Origin of the sequence: Streptomyces buecherae (genome assembly GCF_014295035.1) — a bacterium.
Taxonomy (GTDB): Bacteria; Actinomycetota; Actinomycetes; order Streptomycetales; family Streptomycetaceae; genus Streptomyces; species Streptomyces youssoufiensis.
The window spans coordinates 7,317,336-7,334,945 of the sequence record NZ_CP060404.1 but is presented as its reverse complement, the minus strand read 5'-3'; the positions used below and the strand labels follow the sequence as shown (position 1 = coordinate 7,334,945).

Annotated in this window: 14 protein-coding genes; 6 read left to right on the top strand and 8 right to left on the bottom strand. The window is 73.1% G+C overall.

Annotated features, from left to right (window positions below):
- Positions 1-45: 45 nt before the first annotated feature.
- Positions 46-657: an NADPH-dependent FMN reductase gene (locus tag H7H31_RS29310; RefSeq protein WP_187060359.1), complete on the bottom strand. Its 612-nt coding sequence runs from the start codon at positions 655-657 to the stop codon at positions 46-48.
- A gap of 129 nt (positions 658-786) precedes the next feature.
- On the opposite strand from H7H31_RS29310, the gene H7H31_RS29305 reads away from it, so the two are divergent.
- Entirely contained in the window at positions 787-1,431 is a 645-nt protein-coding gene (locus tag H7H31_RS29305; protein ID WP_187060358.1) for a TetR/AcrR family transcriptional regulator, read from the top strand.
- Between the two features lie 670 nt (positions 1,432-2,101).
- Positions 2,102-4,012: an exo-alpha-sialidase gene (locus H7H31_RS29300; protein ID WP_372455952.1), complete on the top strand. Its 1,911-nt coding sequence runs from the start codon at positions 2,102-2,104 to the stop codon at positions 4,010-4,012.
- A 389-nt stretch (positions 4,013-4,401) separates the two neighbouring features.
- Here the strand turns inward: H7H31_RS29300 and H7H31_RS29295 are convergent, their stop codons facing one another.
- Positions 4,402-5,457 carry a bile acid:sodium symporter family protein gene (locus tag H7H31_RS29295; RefSeq protein ID WP_187118122.1) on the bottom strand — a complete coding sequence of 352 codons (1,056 nt, stop codon included), beginning with the start codon at positions 5,455-5,457 and terminating at the stop codon, positions 4,402-4,404.
- A gap of 139 nt (positions 5,458-5,596) precedes the next feature.
- Here H7H31_RS29295 and H7H31_RS29290 point away from each other — a divergent pair, with 139 nt between their 5' ends.
- The gene (locus H7H31_RS29290; protein ID WP_187060055.1) at positions 5,597-6,463 is read left to right on the top strand and encodes a LysR family transcriptional regulator; all 867 of its coding nucleotides are present in this window, start codon (positions 5,597-5,599) and stop codon (positions 6,461-6,463) included.
- A gap of 85 nt (positions 6,464-6,548) precedes the next feature.
- Here H7H31_RS29290 and H7H31_RS29285 read toward each other — a convergent pair whose 3' ends face one another.
- From H7H31_RS29285 to H7H31_RS29270, 4 genes are all read right to left on the bottom strand, one after another.
- The gene (locus H7H31_RS29285) at positions 6,549-7,340 is read right to left on the bottom strand and encodes an ABC transporter permease (protein ID WP_187060054.1); all 792 of its coding nucleotides are present in this window, start codon (positions 7,338-7,340) and stop codon (positions 6,549-6,551) included.
- A complete protein-coding gene (locus H7H31_RS29280) occupies positions 7,337-8,326 on the bottom strand; it encodes an ATP-binding cassette domain-containing protein (RefSeq protein ID WP_187060053.1) in 990 nt (329 codons plus the stop codon). The genes H7H31_RS29285 and H7H31_RS29280 overlap by 4 nt, the downstream gene beginning before the upstream one ends.
- A 638-nt stretch (positions 8,327-8,964) precedes the next feature.
- Entirely contained in the window at positions 8,965-9,801 is an 837-nt protein-coding gene (locus tag H7H31_RS29275) for a DUF4097 family beta strand repeat-containing protein (protein ID WP_187060277.1), read from the bottom strand.
- A gap of 141 nt (positions 9,802-9,942) precedes the next feature.
- Entirely contained in the window at positions 9,943-10,479 is a 537-nt protein-coding gene (locus H7H31_RS29270) for a hypothetical protein (RefSeq protein ID WP_187060276.1), read from the bottom strand.
- A gap of 435 nt (positions 10,480-10,914) precedes the next feature.
- On the opposite strand from H7H31_RS29270, the gene H7H31_RS29265 reads away from it, so the two are divergent.
- On the top strand, positions 10,915-12,738 hold the full coding sequence (locus tag H7H31_RS29265) for an AMP-dependent synthetase/ligase (RefSeq protein ID WP_187060275.1): 1,824 nt from the start codon (positions 10,915-10,917) through the stop codon (positions 12,736-12,738).
- Positions 12,739-12,899: 161 nt separating this feature from the next.
- Positions 12,900-13,733, top strand: coding sequence for an aldo/keto reductase (locus tag H7H31_RS29260; protein WP_197995974.1), 834 nt, complete (start codon positions 12,900-12,902; stop codon positions 13,731-13,733).
- A 251-nt stretch (positions 13,734-13,984) separates the two neighbouring features.
- Here the strand turns inward: H7H31_RS29260 and H7H31_RS29255 are convergent, their stop codons facing one another.
- Positions 13,985-14,761 carry an SDR family oxidoreductase gene (locus tag H7H31_RS29255; RefSeq protein WP_187060400.1) on the bottom strand — a complete coding sequence of 259 codons (777 nt, stop codon included), beginning with the start codon at positions 14,759-14,761 and terminating at the stop codon, positions 13,985-13,987.
- A 222-nt stretch (positions 14,762-14,983) separates the two neighbouring features.
- Here H7H31_RS29255 and H7H31_RS29250 point away from each other — a divergent pair, with 222 nt between their 5' ends.
- Complete coding sequence (locus tag H7H31_RS29250; protein WP_176160794.1) at positions 14,984-15,973, top strand: LysR family transcriptional regulator; 990 nt, start codon at positions 14,984-14,986, stop codon at positions 15,971-15,973.
- Positions 15,974-16,291: 318 nt separating this feature from the next.
- Here the strand turns inward: H7H31_RS29250 and H7H31_RS29245 are convergent, their stop codons facing one another.
- The gene (locus tag H7H31_RS29245; RefSeq protein ID WP_187060399.1) at positions 16,292-17,506 is read right to left on the bottom strand and encodes an MFS transporter; all 1,215 of its coding nucleotides are present in this window, start codon (positions 17,504-17,506) and stop codon (positions 16,292-16,294) included.
- Between the last annotated feature and the right edge of the window lie 104 nt (positions 17,507-17,610).

Here is a 17,610-nt window from a genome sequence, read left to right as displayed (position 1 = left end):
GGCGAGTCGTCGCTGTTCGCGTAGCGGCCCGGACGCCCGTTGCCGCTACGCGGGTGTTGCCTGCGGGGTGGGCGTACGGAGCGGCTTGAGCGCCCCGGACCAGGCGATGACCTCGTCCAGCAGCTCGTTCAACGTCGTTTCCTGGTGGGGGCCCGGGGTGATGACGCCCGGCTCGGACGGGTCGGTGATCTCGAAGTCGGTGAAGGCCGAGAGGGCGACCTGGGTGCGCACGGTGGCGACCTGGAGTTCGGTCATGGTCAGCCGCAGGTGTTCCACGGCGCGGGTGCCGCCGTGTACGCCGTGGCTGACGAAACCGGCCGCCTTGTTGTTCCACTCCGCGTACAGGAAGTCGATCGCGTTCTTCAACGCGCCGGGGAAGGAGTGGTTGTACTCCGGGGTGACGAAGACGAACCCGTCGTACGAGTCGACGGCCCGCGCCCACCGCATGGTGTGTGGGTGGCGGTAGTCACCGAACAGGGCCGGGAGCGGCTCGTCCAGGACGGGGAGCGCGTGGTCCGCCAGGTCCACTGTCTCGAAGGTCACCTCTCCGCGGGTGACGGCCGCGTGCCGGGCGGCGACCTGGGCGACCCAGTCGGCCGCGACGGCCGTCCTGCGGCTCGACCGGGTGCTGCCGATGATGATGGCGATTCTGAGCATGGGTCTCTCCTCGACTTGATGTCCAGGCGCAATGACGTACCGCGGTGCTGTGCGCCTCAGCACGAGTTAAAGTACAACGCTCGTGGTAATTAGTAAAACGCTCGCTGCAAAAAACTTGGAGGACCCAGCGTGACCAGTCAGAACACCGCAGCCGGACGCCCCCGAGGCAGGTCGGCGGACAAGCGGAAGGCGATCCTCGGCGGTGCGCTGACCGTCTTCGCCCGGGACGGCTACGCCCGGGCCAGCATCGACGCCATCGCCGCCGAAGCCGGGGTCTCCACGCGCACCATCTACAACCACTTCGGGGACAAGGCCGAGCTGTTCCAGGCCACCATCCGGGAGAGCGCCACGCTGGCCGCCGAAGCCCAGCTCGCCATCATCGACCGGCACCTGCGCAAGATCACCGACCTGGAGGCCGATCTCCTCGACTTCGGCCGGGAGTTCACCGCCCCGATGACCGGCACGCACGCGGCGCACTTCGCGCTCGTACGCCAGGTCCACGCCGACGCCGGCCACATCCCGCAGGCCGCCATCGACGTCTGGCAGGAGACCGGCCCGCTGCGGGTCCGCCGCGCGCTCGCCGCCTACCTCCGTCAATGGTCGGAGCAGGGGCTGCTCCGCACCGCCGATCCCGACCGGGCGGCCATCCACCTCATGCTGCTGATCTCCGCCGCGGACCCCGCCCGGCCAGGCTTGGGCACACCCACACAGGAGGACGTCGAGGACAGGATCGCCGCCGGCATCCATGTCTTCCTCAACGGGTACCGGCGCTGACCCCTCGGACCCGCTCTCCGTCAGCTCCGATGCGGGCTGGCCCGCTCCCGGGCCGTTCGGAGGGGGGTGCCCGATCGTCAGCGGGCGCCGTACGCCGCCACAGTGGGGGCGTGCCAGGCGGCGGACCGCGCGCCGGCGTGGCGGGCGTGGCGCGCGCCGGGGTGGCGAGACGTGGCCGACTCGGCGTCAGTTCGCGGGCGGCGCAGGGGAAGCCGGGTGGCAGTGGGTGCGGCCGGCGGAGGGGGCGGGTGAGGCTGGCGCGCGGCGTGGGGCGGCGCCGTCCCGCGCCTTCGACCATGCGTTCTTGGTTCCCCTGAGCGAGTGAAGCCCGCGCGGCGCGCGGTTCTTGTGGGGGTAGTCGGGAGAGAAGTAACTTCTGCGCAGCGCACATGGGACGTGGGATGTCTTGATGTCCAGATGCCTTCGAAGGGCAGGTCCGAGTATGGCGTCAGAACTTCACGCAGACCCCGCTAGAGGCGGTAGATCTCAGCAATCCCCATCCACTCAGCCTCCACACGAGGCGCGCCCAGCCGACACCTTTTCAGCCCCCACCTCGTCAGCCCCCACCTCGTACGACACCACCGGTTCGTACGACTCGGCTGACCCATACGACACCAACGAGCGCCGGCGCGGCGGCGTCCGCCGGCGCACTCCTCGCCGCGGCGGGCGCGTGCGCCGCGCACGCCTGCGCCGCGCGCGCCGTACGACGCTGTGGGCCTTTCTGCTGCTGGCCCTGCTGCCCGCTCCGGTGCGGGCCGTGGTGCCGGGGCAGGAAGCGGCGGCGGCTCGGCCGGGCATCGAGCAGCAGGTGCTCTTCAAGGCGCCCGATGACGGCGACTACGCCTGTTTCCGGATTCCCGCCCTCGTCGAGACCCGAAACAAGACCGTGCTGGCGTTCGCCGAGGGACGGGTGGACAACTGCGGCGACGCGGGCGACATAGACCTCGTACTCAAGCGCTCCTTCGACGGCGGGCGCACCTGGTCCAAGCTCCAGGTCATCGACGAGGGCGCGGGCGACACGCACGGCAATCCGGCACCGATCGTGGATCGCGAGACCGGCCGCGTCCTGCTGGCCAGCACGTACAACAAGGGGCGGGCCGACGCGGGGAACTGTGAGGTCCCCTGCGACCGCAGGCCGCACCTGCAGCACAGCGACGACGACGGGGCGACGTGGTCGACGCCGCGCGACATCAGCGGCGAGATCCGCGATCCGCGCTGGGACGCGTGGTACGCCACCGGCCCCGTGCACGGCATCCAGCTCACCCGCGGCAAGCACGCGGGCCGGCTGGTGTTCGGCGTCAACGCGGAGAGCTACGGGACCGACCGCATCACCGAGAACCACGCCGCGCTGGCGCTGAGCGACGACGGCGGCGACTCGTGGCGGCTCGGCGCGCGGGACACGTGGCCGCTGGCCCCCGACGGGACGTTCCGGCAGAAGCCGTCCGAACTGACGCTGGTGGAGCGGGTGGACGGCGGCATCTACGTGAACGGGCGCGAGCAGGAGGGCAAGGACCTCGGCCATCGGGACGCCGCGGTGAGCCAGGACGGTGGGGAGAGCTTCCAGGCGCCGTTCCGCGCGCTGCCCGACCTGTACACGCCGATGGTGCAGGGCGCGGTGATCCGACTGCCCAGCGCGGGCCGGCGCGGTCCCGACCGGCTGCTGCTGTCCGCGCCGGCCGACCCGGACCGGCGGCGCACGATGATGATCCGCTCCTCCTACGACGAGGGCCGCACCTGGGAGAGCGTGGACCGGGGCGCGGTGGTGACCACCGACTGGTCCGGCTACTCCGACCTGGTCGCCCTGTCGAACGGCCAGGTCGGGCTGGCGTACGAGGGCGGGGCCGTGGACGCCCGCGACGAGATCCGCTTCGCGCGCCTGACCGAGGACTGGCTCGGGCCGCGCCGCGGGCCCGACCCGACGACGACGGACGGCGGACGCGGCGCGCGGCCGGCCGCGGTGCTGGGCGGGGCGCGCACGGGCGACGGGCGGTTCGGACGGGCGGTGGAGTTCGACGGCGTCGACGACGCGGTGCGGCTGCCGTTCCGCGAGACGCTGCCGCTTCGGGAGCGGGACTTCACCGTCAGCCTGTGGTTCCGGTACGAGGCCACCGGCGGCGAGCAACCCTTCCTGTGGATGGGCGGGGTCGGCAACAAGTCGCCCCAGGTGGCGGTGCGTGGCGAGCCGGGCAGCGACCGGATCACCGCGTCCATACTGACGGTGGCGGGCGCGGCGCCGCCCACGACGACGACGGTGCGTACGGCGGGCGCGTACAACGACGGCCGCTGGCACCACCTGGCCCTGCGTCGCGGCGGCGGCGAACTCACCCTCTTCGTGGACGGCACCCCGACCTCGGTGCCCGCCCCGGCCGGTTCGGTCAGCCGCAACTCGGTCTTCGGCGTGCACGTCGGACAGAAGGTCGACAGCCGCTCCCACCTGACGGGCGCGCTGGACGAGGTGCTGGTCGTCGACCGCGCCCTGCCGGACGCCGACATCGAGCGGTTGGGCTCCACGTCAGCGCAGGGCATCGCCGGTAACGGCGCGGTGCTGTGGCTGCCGCTGGATCGCGTACGCCAGCCCTGACGCACTCCGCGCGCGTTGGCCCCGGTCGCCCACGAGCGGCCGGGGCCGACGCGTGTTCGCCGGCGGCCCGGCCCGCTCGGAGGGTGGGCCCGCTCGGAGGGTGGCCCCCTCGGAGGGTCGGCCCGCGAGGCGGTCCGCGCTCGGCCGGCCCCGGGGGCGGAACCTCGGGCCGGGTGGCGCGGACCGTTCGGCGGCAGGCCCCGGGGGCGTGCGCGGCCCGTGCGCCGGGGGTCCTAGGCCGACGGGGCGCGGGCCGCGTCGCTCGGCCGGGGCGTCGGGGCGGTGGTACCTGGGGTGAGGGGCGGCGCCGGGGGCGGAACCTTGGGGCCGGGGCACGCGGACCGTTTGGCGGCAGGCCCCGGGGGCGTGCGCGGCCCGCGCCGGGGTTCCTAGGCCGACGAGGCGCGGGCCGCGTCGCTCGGCCGGGGCGTCGGGGCGGTGGTGCCTGGGGTGGGGGGCGGCGCCGGGGTGTGCGGGGTGCGGGCCGCGTACCGCCTGGCCAGGACCGCGCAGACCATGAGCTGCATCTGGTGGAAGAGCATGAGCGGCAGCACCGCGAGTCCCGCGTCCGCGCCGAACAGCACGCTCGCCATGGGCAACCCCGCCGCCAGGCTCTTCTTCGAGCCGGCGAAGGTGATCGCCACCCGGTCCGCGTACGGGAAGCCGAGGCGGCGCGCGCCGTACGAGGTCAGGGTGAGCATCGTGGCGAGCAGCGCCGCCTCCACGCCGAGCAGGGCGAGCAGCCGCGCCCAGGTGACCTGCTGCCACACGCCGTCGGCCATGCCGTGGCTGAACGCGGTGTAGACGACCAGCAGGATCGAGCCCCGGTCGGCGTACCCGAGCACGCGCCGGTGGCGGGCGACGAAGCCGCCGACCCAGCGGCGCAGCAGTTGTCCGGCCAGGAACGGCACCAGCAGGTGGAGCGCGATGGACAGCAGCGAGCCGACCGAGAACCCGCCGCTCGCGCCGAGCAGCAGCCCGGCCAGTACCGGCGTGACGACCACGCCGACCAGGCTGGAGAAGGAGCCCGCGACGATGGCCGCGGCCACGTTGCCGCGGGCCACCGAGGTGAAGGCGATGGAGGACTGGATGGTGGAGGGCACCAGGCACAGGAAGAGCAGTCCGGTGTGGAGCTGGGGCGTCAGCACCAGCGGGACCAGCGCCCCGGCGGCCAGGCCGAGCGCGGGGAAGAGCACGAAGGTGCAGGCGAGGACGGACAGGTGGAGCCGCCAGTGGGCGAGCCCCGCCGTCGTCTCGCGGGCCGAGAGTCGGGCGCCGTAGAGGAAGAACAGGCCGGCGACGGCGACCGTGGTGGTGTCGTCCGCGACCACGGCCGCCTGCCCGGTGGCCGGCAGCAGGGCGGCCAGCCCGACGCTGGCCACCAGCGCCAGGAGGAACCCGTCGAGCGGCAGCCAGCCGGGCATCGCGAGGGCGGGGCGGCGCATGGGCTCCCTCTCCGGTCGTAAGCCTCTCCGGCCGCTGCGGCCGGTACCCGGCCACCCTGCCGCAGCCTGCGCTCATCGGGAAAGGCGCATACCGTTCTCACTGTCATCACGGTTCGCGATGACGGGCTACGGTGGCGGCATGTTCGACCCGGCGCAGTTGCGCACCTTCCGTACGGTCGCCCAGACCCTGAGCTTCACGCAGGCCGCGCAGCGGCTCGGGCTGCGTCAGTCGACGGTCAGCCAGCAGGTGCGCAAGCTGGAGGCGGCGGCCGGCCGGCAACTCTTTCTCCGTGACACGCACAGCGTGGAGTTGACCGAGGACGGCGAGGCGATGTTGGGGTTCGCCCGCACGATCCTGGAGGCGAACGAGCGCGCGGCGCGTTGGTTCGCGGGCGCCAGGCCGCGCGGCCGGCTCCGGTTCGGGGCCTCCGAGGACTTCGTACTGACCCGGCTCCCGGAGGTCCTGGAGGGCTTCCGGCGTGACCATCCGCGTGTTGACCTGGAGCTGACGGTGGAGCTGTCGGGGACGTTGCACGCGTTGCTCGAGGCCGGGCGGTTGGACCTCGTCCTGGCCAAGCGCTCGCCCGACCGGCCCGGGGGCCAGCTCGTGTGGCGGGACCGGCTGGTCTGGATCGGCAGCGAGCGGCTACGGATCGAGCCGGACCGGCCGCTGCCGCTGATCCTGTTCCCGCCACCGGGCCTCACCCGGGCCCGCGCGCTCGACGTGTTGGAGCGGCACGGCCGGGCCTGGCGGATCGCGTGCACCAGCGGCAGCCTGAACGGGCTGGTCGCCGCGGCCCGGGCCGGGCTCGGCGTCATGGCGCACACCCGGGGCATGATCCCGCCCGGCCTGGTCCGGGTGCCGGACCGGGTGGGCCTGCCCGACCTGGGTTCGGTGGAGTTCGCGCTGCTGCGCGGCGCGGGCGCGGGCGCCGCGCACGGTGGCGCGGACGCGCTGGCCGCGGCGCTCCTCGCGGCCGGGGACCGGCTGCACCGGGGCGGCTGACCGGGGGCGCGCCCGTGCCCCGGCCGAACCTCGCGGGAGGGGCGGGTTTCGACCGGGGGCCGGTGTGGGGGTGTCCCCCGGCGCGCTACCGCTTGACGATCCGGTCGTACGCCACCCGCGACCACAGGTAGCCGATCGCGGTGAGGCCGGCGCACCAGGCGAGGGCGATGAGGCCGCTGTTGCCGATCCCGGTGCCGAGCAGCAGCCCGCGCAGCGTCTCGATGACGGGCGTGAACGGCTGGTAGTCGGCGAACCAGCGCACGCCGGTGGGCATCGACTCCGGGGGCACGATGGCGCTGCCGATGAACGGGAGGAACTGGAGCGGCATGGGCGCGTTGCTCGCGGTCTCGACGCTCTTGGACACCAGGCCCATGGCGGCGGCCAGCCAGGACAGCGCCAGCGTCACCAGGGCGAGCAGGCCGATGACGGCGATCCACTCGGCGGGGTTGGCGTTCGGCCGGAAGCCGATGGCCAGCGCGACGCCGACGACGAGCGCGATGCTCACCATGGTCTGGATCGCGCTGCCCACCACGTGCCCGGTCAGGATCGAGCCGCGCGAGATGGCCATGGTGCGGAACCGGCTCACGATGCCCTCGGTCATGTCGACGCACACGCCGACCGCGGTGACCAGGGACCCGGACGTGGCCGCCATCAGGATGATGCCGGGCGCCACGTAGTCGATGTAGTCGCCGCTGCCCGTCGGCGCGTCCGCGATGCCGGTGCCCAGGGCGTCGCCGAAGACGTAGTTGAACAGCAGCAGCATCATGACCGGCATGCCGACGACCGCGAACGTCATGGACGGGTAGCGCAGGGCGTGTCGCAGGTTGCGCCGCAGCATGGTCATCGAGTCGGCGACGGCGTGGGAAGCAGTGCTCATGACGCGCTCCGGCTGGTGGTGGGGTGGGCGGGGCTGGTGAGGGTCAGGAAGACGTCGTCGAGGTCGGGGGTGTGCACGGTGAGCGTGTCGGCCTCCAGCGCGGCGCCGTCCAGGATGTCGAGCACGGCCCGCAGCGTCGAGACGCTGCCGTCGCTGGGAATGCGCAGGGTGCGGCTTTCGGCGTCGCGTACGGCCGTCTCGAAGAGTTCGGCGGCGAGTTGGAAGCGATGGGGCTCGGCGAAGGAGAGTTGGATGTGGCCGCCCGGGATGCGGCGCTTGAGCTCCTCGGCGGTGCCCTCGGCGATCAGCGTGCCACGGTCCAGGACCGCGATGCGGTCGGCGAGTTGGTCGGCCTCCTCCAGGTACTGCGTGGTGAGGAAGATGGTGACGCCGTCCTCGGCGACCAGTTCGCGGATGATGTCCCACATGGTGCGGCGGCTGCGCGGGTCGAGGCCGGTGGTCGGCTCGTCGAGGAAGATGATGCGCGGATCGCCGACCAGCGTCATCGCCAGGTCGAGCTTGCGTCGCATGCCACCCGAGAAGGTGGCGACCGACCTGCGGGCCGCGTCGGCCAGGTCGAAGCGGCGCAGTAACGCGGCGGTGCGGCGGCGGCCCTCGGCGCGGCCGAGGTGGTGCAGGTCGGCCATCAGGAACATGTTCTCCTCGGCGGTCAACAGGTTGTCCACCGCCGCGAACTGGCCGGTGACACCGATGGCGGCGCGTACGCCGTCCGGCTCGCGCGCCAGGTCACAGCCGGCGACCCGGGCCTCGCCGGCGTCCGCGGCGATCAGCGTGGACAGGATCTCCACGGTCGTGGTCTTGCCGGCACCGTTCGGCCCGAGCAGCGCGAAGATGGTTCCCTCGGCGATGCGCAGGTCAATGCCGTCGAGCACCAGCTTGTCGCCGTAGGACTTGCGCAACCCGGCTGCGGATATCGCCGCTGCCGTGGGGACGACAGTCGACGCCCCGGTATGAGTGGCGGGCATGAGCCTCTTCTTTCTTGGTTGTGGGTGGGTGTGGTGGTGGGTGGGTGTGGTGGGTGCTGTCGTCGTGGGTGTGGCTGTGATGCTGGGTGGGTGGTTGGTTGATGGGGTGGGGTGCCGTCGCGGGCAGGGGAGGTCGGCGTTGCGGCGGGTGTGGGTGGGTGGCGCGTATCGGCGGGCGGTCGTACGGGGGCGCGGGCGGGGCCGGTACGCGGCGCGTCTTGCCGTCAACTGTCCTCAGATACGGGCTAGTTGAGCGGTCGGCGGCGCTGTCGCGCTCGTTTCGTGCGCCTACGTCGCGCGTCCGCGCCGGGAGTCCGTGGCGTACCGCTGCGGCGGTGACTGTTGCGGCTACTTGGTTACGCCGGCTTGCCCGTGGCGCGTGGCCCGTCTGTGGTGCGCTACTGCGCCGGGCGCGCGGGCGTGGTTGATCCGGTCGCGGCGGGTGGTCGCGGGCACGGGCGGCGGGTGCGACGGGGCGAGGCGGGAGAGCCGAGGCGTACGGGGCCGCACCCGGGGCCGTGGAGGCGTCGAGGGGGCGGGGCTCGGTACGCGGTGGAAGGCGCCCGCCTGGGAGGGCGGCCGGGGCGGTGAACTACGGGGTGGGGCTGGGAACTTGGACGGGTGGGGTGCGGGGTGGGTCAGGAGCGGTGGAGCAGGATGTCGCCGAGTCGGGTGCGGGCGCGTACCTGGACGCTCTCGTCCGTGGCGCGCGGTTCCTCGGTCGGGGCCAGGGTGTTGCGGACCGCTCCCAGTCCTGAGTGGGCGTCGAACCAGACGGCGACGGATTCCCGGATGCCGATCTCCAGGTCGCCGGTGCCGGTCTGGAGCGTGACCGTGCCGCGCGCGACCTCGCCGACCCGAATGCCGCTGTGGGCGGATCTGGCGTCGACCCCGGCGTGGGCGACGCCGATGGAGATCCGGCCGTTGGAGGAGTTGACCCGTAGGTCGCCGCCGGCCTCGCCGATGGTCGTCTCGCCGTGCAGGTTCTTGATCGTGGCCGCGCCGCCCAGCGTCCCGGCGGCGACCCGGCCCGCGCCGTTGATCTCGGTGTCGCCGACCACGCGGTCCACCGTGATGTCGCCGAGTCCGGTCCTGAGGTGGGCGCGCTCGGCCTCGCCGACCCGGATGTCGCCGACCGAGACCTTGAGGTCGCAATGTCCGAAGCGGCCCTCGCACATGACGTCCCCGACGGCCATGCCGCCCTGCACGTGCGAGCCCGCGGGCAACTCGATGGTCACGTCCAGGGTCCCGGTACGGCCGAAGAGGGAGCGCCGCTTGGGGCCCTTGACCAGCAGGGTGCCGTTCGCGTAGGTGACCTTGGTCTGTTGGGCGGCCCGGACGTCGTTCTCCTCGGCGCCGTTGTCCGGCAGCACCTCGACGACCGTCACGGCGCGCTTGCCGGCCGTGACGCGGGTGTCGCCGAAGTCGCCTTCGATGGTCACGGAGATGGATTCGGGCGTGTCGAACTCAGGCATGGCGGTCCCGTTCTGGGCTTGGGTGATGGCTTGCGTGCTGGCCGCGGCCTTGTGGGGCGGCCTGATGCTGGTGCGGCGCTGGCGGCGCGGCGGGCGCGCGGAGCACGGCGGGCGCCGGGATGGCGGGCCGTGCGCCGGCGGCTAGCGCACCCAGCCGGTGTAGCTCTGGCCGCCGCGGCGGCGGCCACGGCTCGGGCCGCGCCCGCCGGCGTCGGGTTCCAGGGCGGTGGCCGCCGCCCGCACCAGCCAGGCGTTGACCGAGAGCTCCTCGTGGCTCGCGGCCTCCTCGATCCGGGTCTTGAGGTGGGCGGGCAGCCGGAAGTTGATCCGGGCCGTGCCGCCGTCCTCGCCCTCCGGCGCGGGCGGCGGCGGGGACGCCGGCACGCCGCTCGGCGCGTCCTCGCGCTCCCGCGCCTGCTCGTACACCTCCTGCTCCGGCGGCGCCGTCACCACGAACTCCGGGTCGAGCCCGCGCAGCCGCACGTCGACCGAGCCCGGCGCCAGCTCGCGGGTGATCTCGTCCACCGCGGCGGACAGCGCGTTCAACAGGGTGAGCCGGGCGGCCGACTCCAGCGGGGCGGTGAGTCGCTCGGCCAGCGCGCGGGCTTCGTCGCCGCCCGCCGCCGCGGCCACCGCCAGTTCGTGTCGGAGGTTGTCGACGTACGGTGCGAGGTCCATGGCGCCATCATGGCGCCAATGTGGCGCCATGACAAGCCCGAGCGTGCGCCACGGGCGCCACCGCAGCGCCACAGCGATGCCGTGCCCCACGTCGCGCCCATGCCGGGCCGGCTCGACCGGGCCCGCCGGCAGGCCACTCCGGCCGGCCACTCCGACCGTCCGACGACCCCGCCTCGGCGACGGAAAGGACAGAAACGACAGAAAGCCAGTGCGCGGGTGTAGAGCCCGGGTGCCTCGTTCGGAAAGATTCGGTGCAGAATCCGGCCACAAAGATCGCGCCACCACCCCGATGCCCGCCCAAGGGGTTACGAATAGGCCCGTCTCACCGCGTTGACCAGCGGCGATGTCATCGCCATCGCATACGGAGCGCCACCGCCCGACGCTCGCGGGATCGGGTACGGTCGCGGCGCTGCGTGGAGCCCGAGGAGTGAGTAGTTGCGCGAGTTCACCGTCCCACCCTTGGCGACGGCGCCGCAGGTCGGAGGGCTGGCGGACGTCGTGTTCGACCATGCCGCCGACGACCCGGGGCGGGTGACGTTCGCGCGCAAGGTCGACGACCGCTGGCAGGACGTGACCTCGGGTGAGTTCCGCGACGAGGTGATGGCCCTGGCCAAGGGGCTGCTCGTGCGGGGCGTACGGTTCGGCGACCGGGTCGGCATCATGTGCCGCACGCGCTACGAGTGGACCCTGTTCGACTTCGCGCTGTGGTCGATCGGCGCCCAGTCCGTACCGCTGTACCCCAGCTCGTCCGCCGAGCAGGTGCTGTGGACGCTGCACGACGCCGAGGTCCGGGCGTGCGTGGTCGAGCACGAGGACCACGCCATGACCGTCGGCTCCGTCATCGACCGGCTGCCCCGGCTCACCCAGCTCTGGCAACTGGACGCCGGGGCGCTGGCGGACCTGCTCGCCAGCGGGCGGGACCTGGATGACGACGTGGTGCACCGGCACCGGCTGGCGCTGACCCCCGACTCGACCGCGACGATCATCTACACCTCGGGCACGACGGGCCGCCCCAAGGGCTGCGTGCTGACCCACGCCAACTTCATGGCGGAAGCCGACAACATCGTCGCGCGCTACGAGTCGGTGTTCCACTCCCGGCCCGGCGACGAGGCGAGCACCCTGCTGTTCCTGCCGCTGGCCCACGTCTTCGGGCGGATGGTGCAGGTCGCCGCCGTGCGGTGCCGGGTGAAGCTGGGCCACCAACCGGAGCTGTCCGCCGCCGCCCTGCTGCCGGACCTGCGCGCCTTCCGGCCCACGTTCATCCTGGCGGTTCCCCACATCTTCGAGCGGGTCTTCGCCGCGGCCCGACGCAGCGCCGAGGCGGCGGGCAGGGCGGGCCCCTTCGACAAGGCGTTCGAGGTGGCGGTGCGGTACGCCGAGGCGGCCGAACGCAAGGCGTTCGGCGTCGGCGGCGGCCCCGGCGCCGCCCTGCGCGTCCAGCACCAGCTCTACGACAAGCTCGTCTACGGCAAGCTGCGCGAGGCCATGGGCGGGCGCATCCGTCACGCCATGTCGGGCGGCTCGGCGATGGAACGGCGGCTCGGGCTGTTCTTCGCGGGCGCCGGCATCACCGTCTTCGAGGGGTACGGCCTGACCGAGTCCACGGCGGCGGCCACCGCGAACCCCCCGGAGCGCCCCCGCTTCGGCACCGTCGGCCAGCCCATCCCCGGCACCACGGTGCGTCTCGCCGACGACGGCGAGGTGCTGGTGCGCGGCGGGCAGGTCTTCGCCGGCTACCTCGGCGACCCGAAGGCGACCGCCGCCGCGCTGCGCGACGGCTGGTTGGCCACCGGCGACATCGGCGCCCTCGACGAGGACGGCTACCTCACCATCACCGGCCGCAAGAAGGAGGTCCTGGTCACCTCCGGCGGTAAGACCGTCTCACCCGTGGCCCTGGAGGAGCGGGTGCGGGGACATCCGCTGGTCGCGCAGTGCATCGTGGTCGGCGACGACCGCCCGTTCGTCGCCGCGCTGGTCACCCTCGACCCGGACGCGGTCGCGCACTGGCTCCAGATGCGCGACAAGCCCCGTCTGCCGCCGGCCGAGCTGGTCCGCGACCCCGACCTGGAGGCCGAGATCCGGCGGGCCGTGGTGGCGGCCAACACGCTGGTCTCGCACCCCGAGTCGATCCGTACGTTCCGGATACTCGCCGCCCAGTTCAGCGAGGAACAGGGGCTCCTCACGCCGTCCCTCAAGCTCAGACGGAAGGCCATCGAGCAGGCGTACGCCAGCGAGGTCGAGGCGCTCTACCGCACCTGACGTACGCGCCTCGCGCGCGGGCGCGCCGCAGGTCGGGGGCGCGCGGCGGGCCGAGGGGGCGCGCCGGCGGGGGCGGAAATCCGGCCGCGGTGGGAATGCGATCACCGGGCGTCGCGTTGACGCTGGAGTACGACGACCCCCAACGTAAGGATCGATTGCTCGTGAGCAAGGTCCCCTCCATCACCCTGAACACCGGCGCCGCGCTGCCGCAGCTTGGCTTCGGCGTGTGGCAGGTCGAGAACGACGAGGCCACCGCCGCGGTGAGCACGGCTCTTGAGGCCGGTTATCGCAGCGTGGACACGGCCGCCGCGTACGGCAACGAAGAGGGCACGGGCAAGGCGGTCGCCGAGTCGGGCATTCCCCGCGAGGAACTGTTCATCACGACGAAGGTCTGGAACACCGACCAGGGGTACGACGCGGCGCTGCGCGCCTTCGACTCCTCGCTCAGCAAGCTCGGCCTCGACTACGTGGACCTGTATCTGATCCACTGGCCGGCCCCTGCCCGGGACGCCTACGTGGACACGTACAAGGCGCTGGAGAAGATCCACGCCGAGGGCCGCGCCAAGGCGATCGGCGTGTCCAACTTCCACCCCGCGCACCTGGAGCGGCTGTTCGCCGAGACCTCGGTGGTCCCCGCGCTCAACCAGATCGAGCTGCACCCCCACCTCCAGCAGGGCACGCTGCGCGCCTTCCACGCCGAGCACGGCATCGCCACCGAGGCGTGGTCGCCGCTGGGTTCCGGCAAGGGTCTGCTCGACGACCCGAAGATCGGCGCCATCGCGGCCAAGCACGGCAAGTCCCCGGCCCAGGCCGTCCTGCGCTGGCACCTGCAGCTCGGGAACGTGGTCATTCCCAAGTCGGTGACCCCCTCGCGCATCCGCGAGAACATCGACGTGTTCGACTTCGAGCTGGACGCCGACGACCTCGCGACCCTGGCCGGCCTCGACGCCGGTCGGCGTACGGGGCCGGACCCGGACACCTTCGACGTGAGCTGAGCCCACCCCGTCGCCCCCCCCGCCCCGCGGCGGCCCCGAGCCGGCGGGGCGGGATGGCGGTATGCCCGCGCCGGCCCACCGTCGGCGCCTCCGGCGCCCCGTCAGCACGCGCCCCCGTCGCCCGCCCCTCCCGGGGCCGGGCGGCGGGGGCGCGTTCGTCGCTGGCCCGCCACGCGCGCGGGCGCGCTGCCCAAGGTGGGCTGCCGCACGCGGGGGCGCGCCCGTGAGCAGCGCGGACGGACGTCACGTCGTCAGCGCAGGGCGTATCCGCCGTCGGGGTAGAGCGTGGAGCCCGTCATGTTGCCGTTGCCGAACAGGAACACCACGCTGTCGGCCACCTCGTCCTCCGTGCCGATCCGACCCAGCACCGTGGCCTCGCGGTAGCGCGCGAAGCCCTCCTCCCGTACCTCGGCCGGGCGGCGCCCCCACAGGTCGCCGTCGAGGGCGCCGGGCGAGACGACGTTGACCCGCACCGGGGCCAGCTCGACGGCGAGGCCGCGCCCGAGGCCCTCGACGGCCGCGTTGCACGCCGCGTACGCGGGGGCCGCGCCGAACGGGCGCACGCTCGCCGCGCCGGAGACCAGCACCACCGAGCCGTCGCGGGCCAGCTTGGGCGCGGCGTGCTTGACCGCGTAGTACTGCCCCCAGAACTTCGAGGTGAAGGGCGACTCGGCCGCCTCGTCGTCCAGTTCCAGCATGGGACCCGTCTGGTAGGAGGCGGCCGGCGTGAACAGGTGGTCCACGCGCTCCAGCGGGGCGAAGAAGGCCGCCAGCGACGCCTGGTCGGTGGTGTCCACCGTGCGCCAACTCGCCCGCTCCCCCAGTGCCTCGGCAGCGGCGGCCAGCCGGTCGGCCGTGCGCCCGCCGAGCACCACCCGGGCCCCGTGCGCCACCGAGCGGCGCGCCACGGCGTATCCCATGCCGGAGCCGCCGCCGAGGATGACGACGGTGCGGTCGGCGAGCGGCGAGTTCGGGACGGGGGCCGGGGCGGGGGCTGTCGTCGTGTCCGAGTTGTCCGAGGTGGACATCAGGTCCTGCCTTTCGATGGCGGTGCGCGGGGGTGGGTGGTGCCCCGCGCGGGGCGCCACCCACCCCGCTGATCAGGGTTCGCAGATGCCAACTCGCCGAGCACACCCCCGCATTCCTGCCAGGCCGCCGCCGCCCCGGGGCGCCGTGGCGGAAAGGGAGGTTACGCGAGAAGGTCAGGCACGTGTATTGCTGCCACGCAGATGCCGCCATAGCTTTCGCATATGGAGCTTGAGTTGCGGCACCTCAGAGCGATACGCGCGATAGCCGACACCGGCTCGCTGACCAAGGCCGCAGCCTCACTAGGACTCGCGCAGCCCGCCCTCAGTACCCAACTCAAGCGGATTGAGCGGGCACTGGGCGGGCCGCTGTTCGTTCGGGACCGCACCGGGGCGAGACCGACCCCGCTGGGTGAGTTGGTTCTGGACCGGGCCCGGGTGCTGCTGCCCGCGGTGCGCGAGCTGCAGGAGGAGGCCGTGCGGTTCGCGAACGCATGGGCGCACATCCAGCGGTTCCGCATCGGCGGCACCCACGGGCCACTCCTCGGCGGCCTCATCGACCGGTTGGCGACGGCCCACCCGTCCGCCCCGGTCAGCACGTACACCTCCTGGTCCGTCCAGGAGTTGAGCACGATGGTCGTCGAAGGGCGGTTGGACTACGCGCTCATCGGCGTGTGCGGGCAGAGCCCGCCGCCGGTGGCCGACCAACTGACCTGGCAGCCGATCGGCACCGACCCGGTCTTCGTGATGCTGGTCGAGGACCACCCGCTGGCCGGCGAGGTGGAGTTGAAGCTGAGCGCGCTGGCGTCGGAGTCGTGGACGGACGTGCCCGGTGACGGGTGTTTCGGCGACTGCTTCGCGGCGGCCTGCGCACGTGCCGGCTTCACACCGGTTTCCGTCTTCGAGACCGATACGGCCTCCTGCGTGCACCTCGTCCAGGTGGGCCGCGCCGTGGGCCTGTGCCGGGCCACCTTCCCGCCGACGCCCGGCGTGGTCATCCGGCCGCTGGCCGGGGCGCCGCTGAGCTGGCGGCACATGATCGGCTGGCACCCCGGCGCGCCGGCCGCCGACACCGCGCCCGCCGTCGCGGGGCACGCCAGGGCGGCGCACGCGGACGCGGTGCGACGCAGCGAGCCGTACGCGACCTGGCTCCGGTCCCACGCGCGATGTAGCGCGGCCTTCGGCACGGCCACGGTCGGCCCGGCCGCGCCCTGAGAGGGCGGCCGGGGCCGGTTCGACCGCTGTTTCCCGCTGACCGCCCGCCGCCGTCACGCACCCGCTCTCGTTTCACGCCGACATATCTGCTCTCACTCCGGCCTATCTGCCGGTGGTCGAGTTCCGAGGCGTACGGAATTGAGGCGACGCTCGCGGAATTCGCCCGGGACGCGCGGCCCCGGCACGCGGAACGCGGCTGGTTGAGGCTTTTTCCGTACGCGCTGACTGGCCCGGCGGAAATCGTGGCGTCGTGCCCGCGTCGCGCGATTCCCGCCTCGCGAGAACGGGCCGGCTCTCGTTTTCGGCGGGCCGTCGGCGTCAGGTGACCGCTTCCTCGGCCTCGGCGCGCGCCCGGGGGTAGGTGGCCCAGACGATCACCGAGGCCAGGGCGAGGAGCAGCCCGGCGCGTACGTGGACGGCGACCGTCACCGCACTGGCGACCAGCGCTCCCAGCGGGACGCCGAGGCCGGACGACAGCATGCGCCGGGTCGTGTTCACCCGGCCCTGGAGTTCCTCGGGGGTGACCTCCTGGGCGTAGGTCATGGTGTTGACGATGACCAGCAGGTAGGTCGAGCCCCATGCGGCGATCGCGACCAGCGCGACGCGCCAGTCGGTGGCCAGCACGGCCGCGAGGCCGAGCACCGCGCTCGCCGGCAGCGCGAACAGCATGATGCGCAGCGCGCTGACCCGGCGCCGCAACCGTGGCAGCAGCAGCGATCCGAGGATGCCGCCGGCGCTCCAGGACGTGAAGAGCAGCCCGATCCTGGCGTCCGACGCGCCGATGTCCAGCTCGCGGTCGGCGAAGATGACCAACTGGCCGATGAAGGCGCCGCCCGCGAAGGACTGGAGGCCGCCGGCGACGGTCATGGTCCGCAACACCGGGTGCCCCCACAGGAAGCGCACCCCCTCGCGGATGGACGCCAGCAGCCCGGGCCGGTCCGCCGCGCCATCGCCCCGGTGGGTCGGCGCGTAGCCGATGCCCCGGAGCAGCAGCGCGGAGGCGAGGAAGGACAGCGCGTCCAGGGCGAGCGCGCCGGAGGCGCTGGTGACGGCGATCAGGGTGCCGGCCATCGCCGTGCCGGCGATCCGTACGGCCGTCTCGCCGCCCCACAGCGCGCTGTTGGCCTCGGCGAGCCGGTCGCGGCCCACGGCGGCCGGGACCAGTCCGTAGCCGGCGGCGTCGAAGAAGACGTACAGCGTGGACGACAGGAACGCGGCGGTGAGGACGTGGGCGGGCGTCAGCGCGCCCAAGGCGGCGGCGAGGGGCACGCTGCCCACGCAGGCGCAGTTGAGCAGGTCGGCGCCGACCATGAGCCGGCGACGGTGCGCCCGGTCGGCGACGGCGCCGGCGAGCAGCCCGAACAGGACGTAGGGCAGGGCCTCGCTCGCGGCGACCAGGGAAACGAGAAAGGGGGACTTCGTTTCCTGATACACCAGCACCGGCATCGCCACGAGGGTGACGGAAGAACCCCATACGGAAAGCACCCGGGACAGCCAGAGGTTTCGGAAATTCCGCGTTTCGCGCAGTGGCATTCTCACGGGCGCCGACTGGCTGCCCGTCGGATCAACAGGTGATGTCGTCATGACAAGTTGTAGACATAACGCGCCCCCGGCTGTCAAAGCGCGCGAGAGTACGG

Coding starts and splice junctions, on each gene's coding strand:
- H7H31_RS29310 (WP_187060359.1), bottom strand. CDS start 657: ATGCTCAGAATCGCCATCATCATCGGCAGCACCCGGTCGAGCCGCAGG.
- H7H31_RS29280 (WP_187060053.1), bottom strand. CDS start 8,326: ATGCCCGCCACTCATACCGGGGCGTCGACTGTCGTCCCCACGGCAGCG.
- H7H31_RS29295 (WP_187118122.1), bottom strand. CDS start 5,457: ATGCGCCGCCCCGCCCTCGCGATGCCCGGCTGGCTGCCGCTCGACGGG.
- H7H31_RS29285 (WP_187060054.1), bottom strand. CDS start 7,340: ATGAGCACTGCTTCCCACGCCGTCGCCGACTCGATGACCATGCTGCGG.
- H7H31_RS29250 (WP_176160794.1), top strand. CDS start 14,984: ATGGAGCTTGAGTTGCGGCACCTCAGAGCGATACGCGCGATAGCCGAC.
- H7H31_RS29290 (WP_187060055.1), top strand. CDS start 5,597: ATGTTCGACCCGGCGCAGTTGCGCACCTTCCGTACGGTCGCCCAGACC.
- H7H31_RS29245 (WP_187060399.1), bottom strand. CDS start 17,506: ATGCCACTGCGCGAAACGCGGAATTTCCGAAACCTCTGGCTGTCCCGG.
- H7H31_RS29255 (WP_187060400.1), bottom strand. CDS start 14,761: ATGTCCACCTCGGACAACTCGGACACGACGACAGCCCCCGCCCCGGCC.
- H7H31_RS29270 (WP_187060276.1), bottom strand. CDS start 10,479: ATGGACCTCGCACCGTACGTCGACAACCTCCGACACGAACTGGCGGTG.
- H7H31_RS29275 (WP_187060277.1), bottom strand. CDS start 9,801: ATGCCTGAGTTCGACACGCCCGAATCCATCTCCGTGACCATCGAAGGC.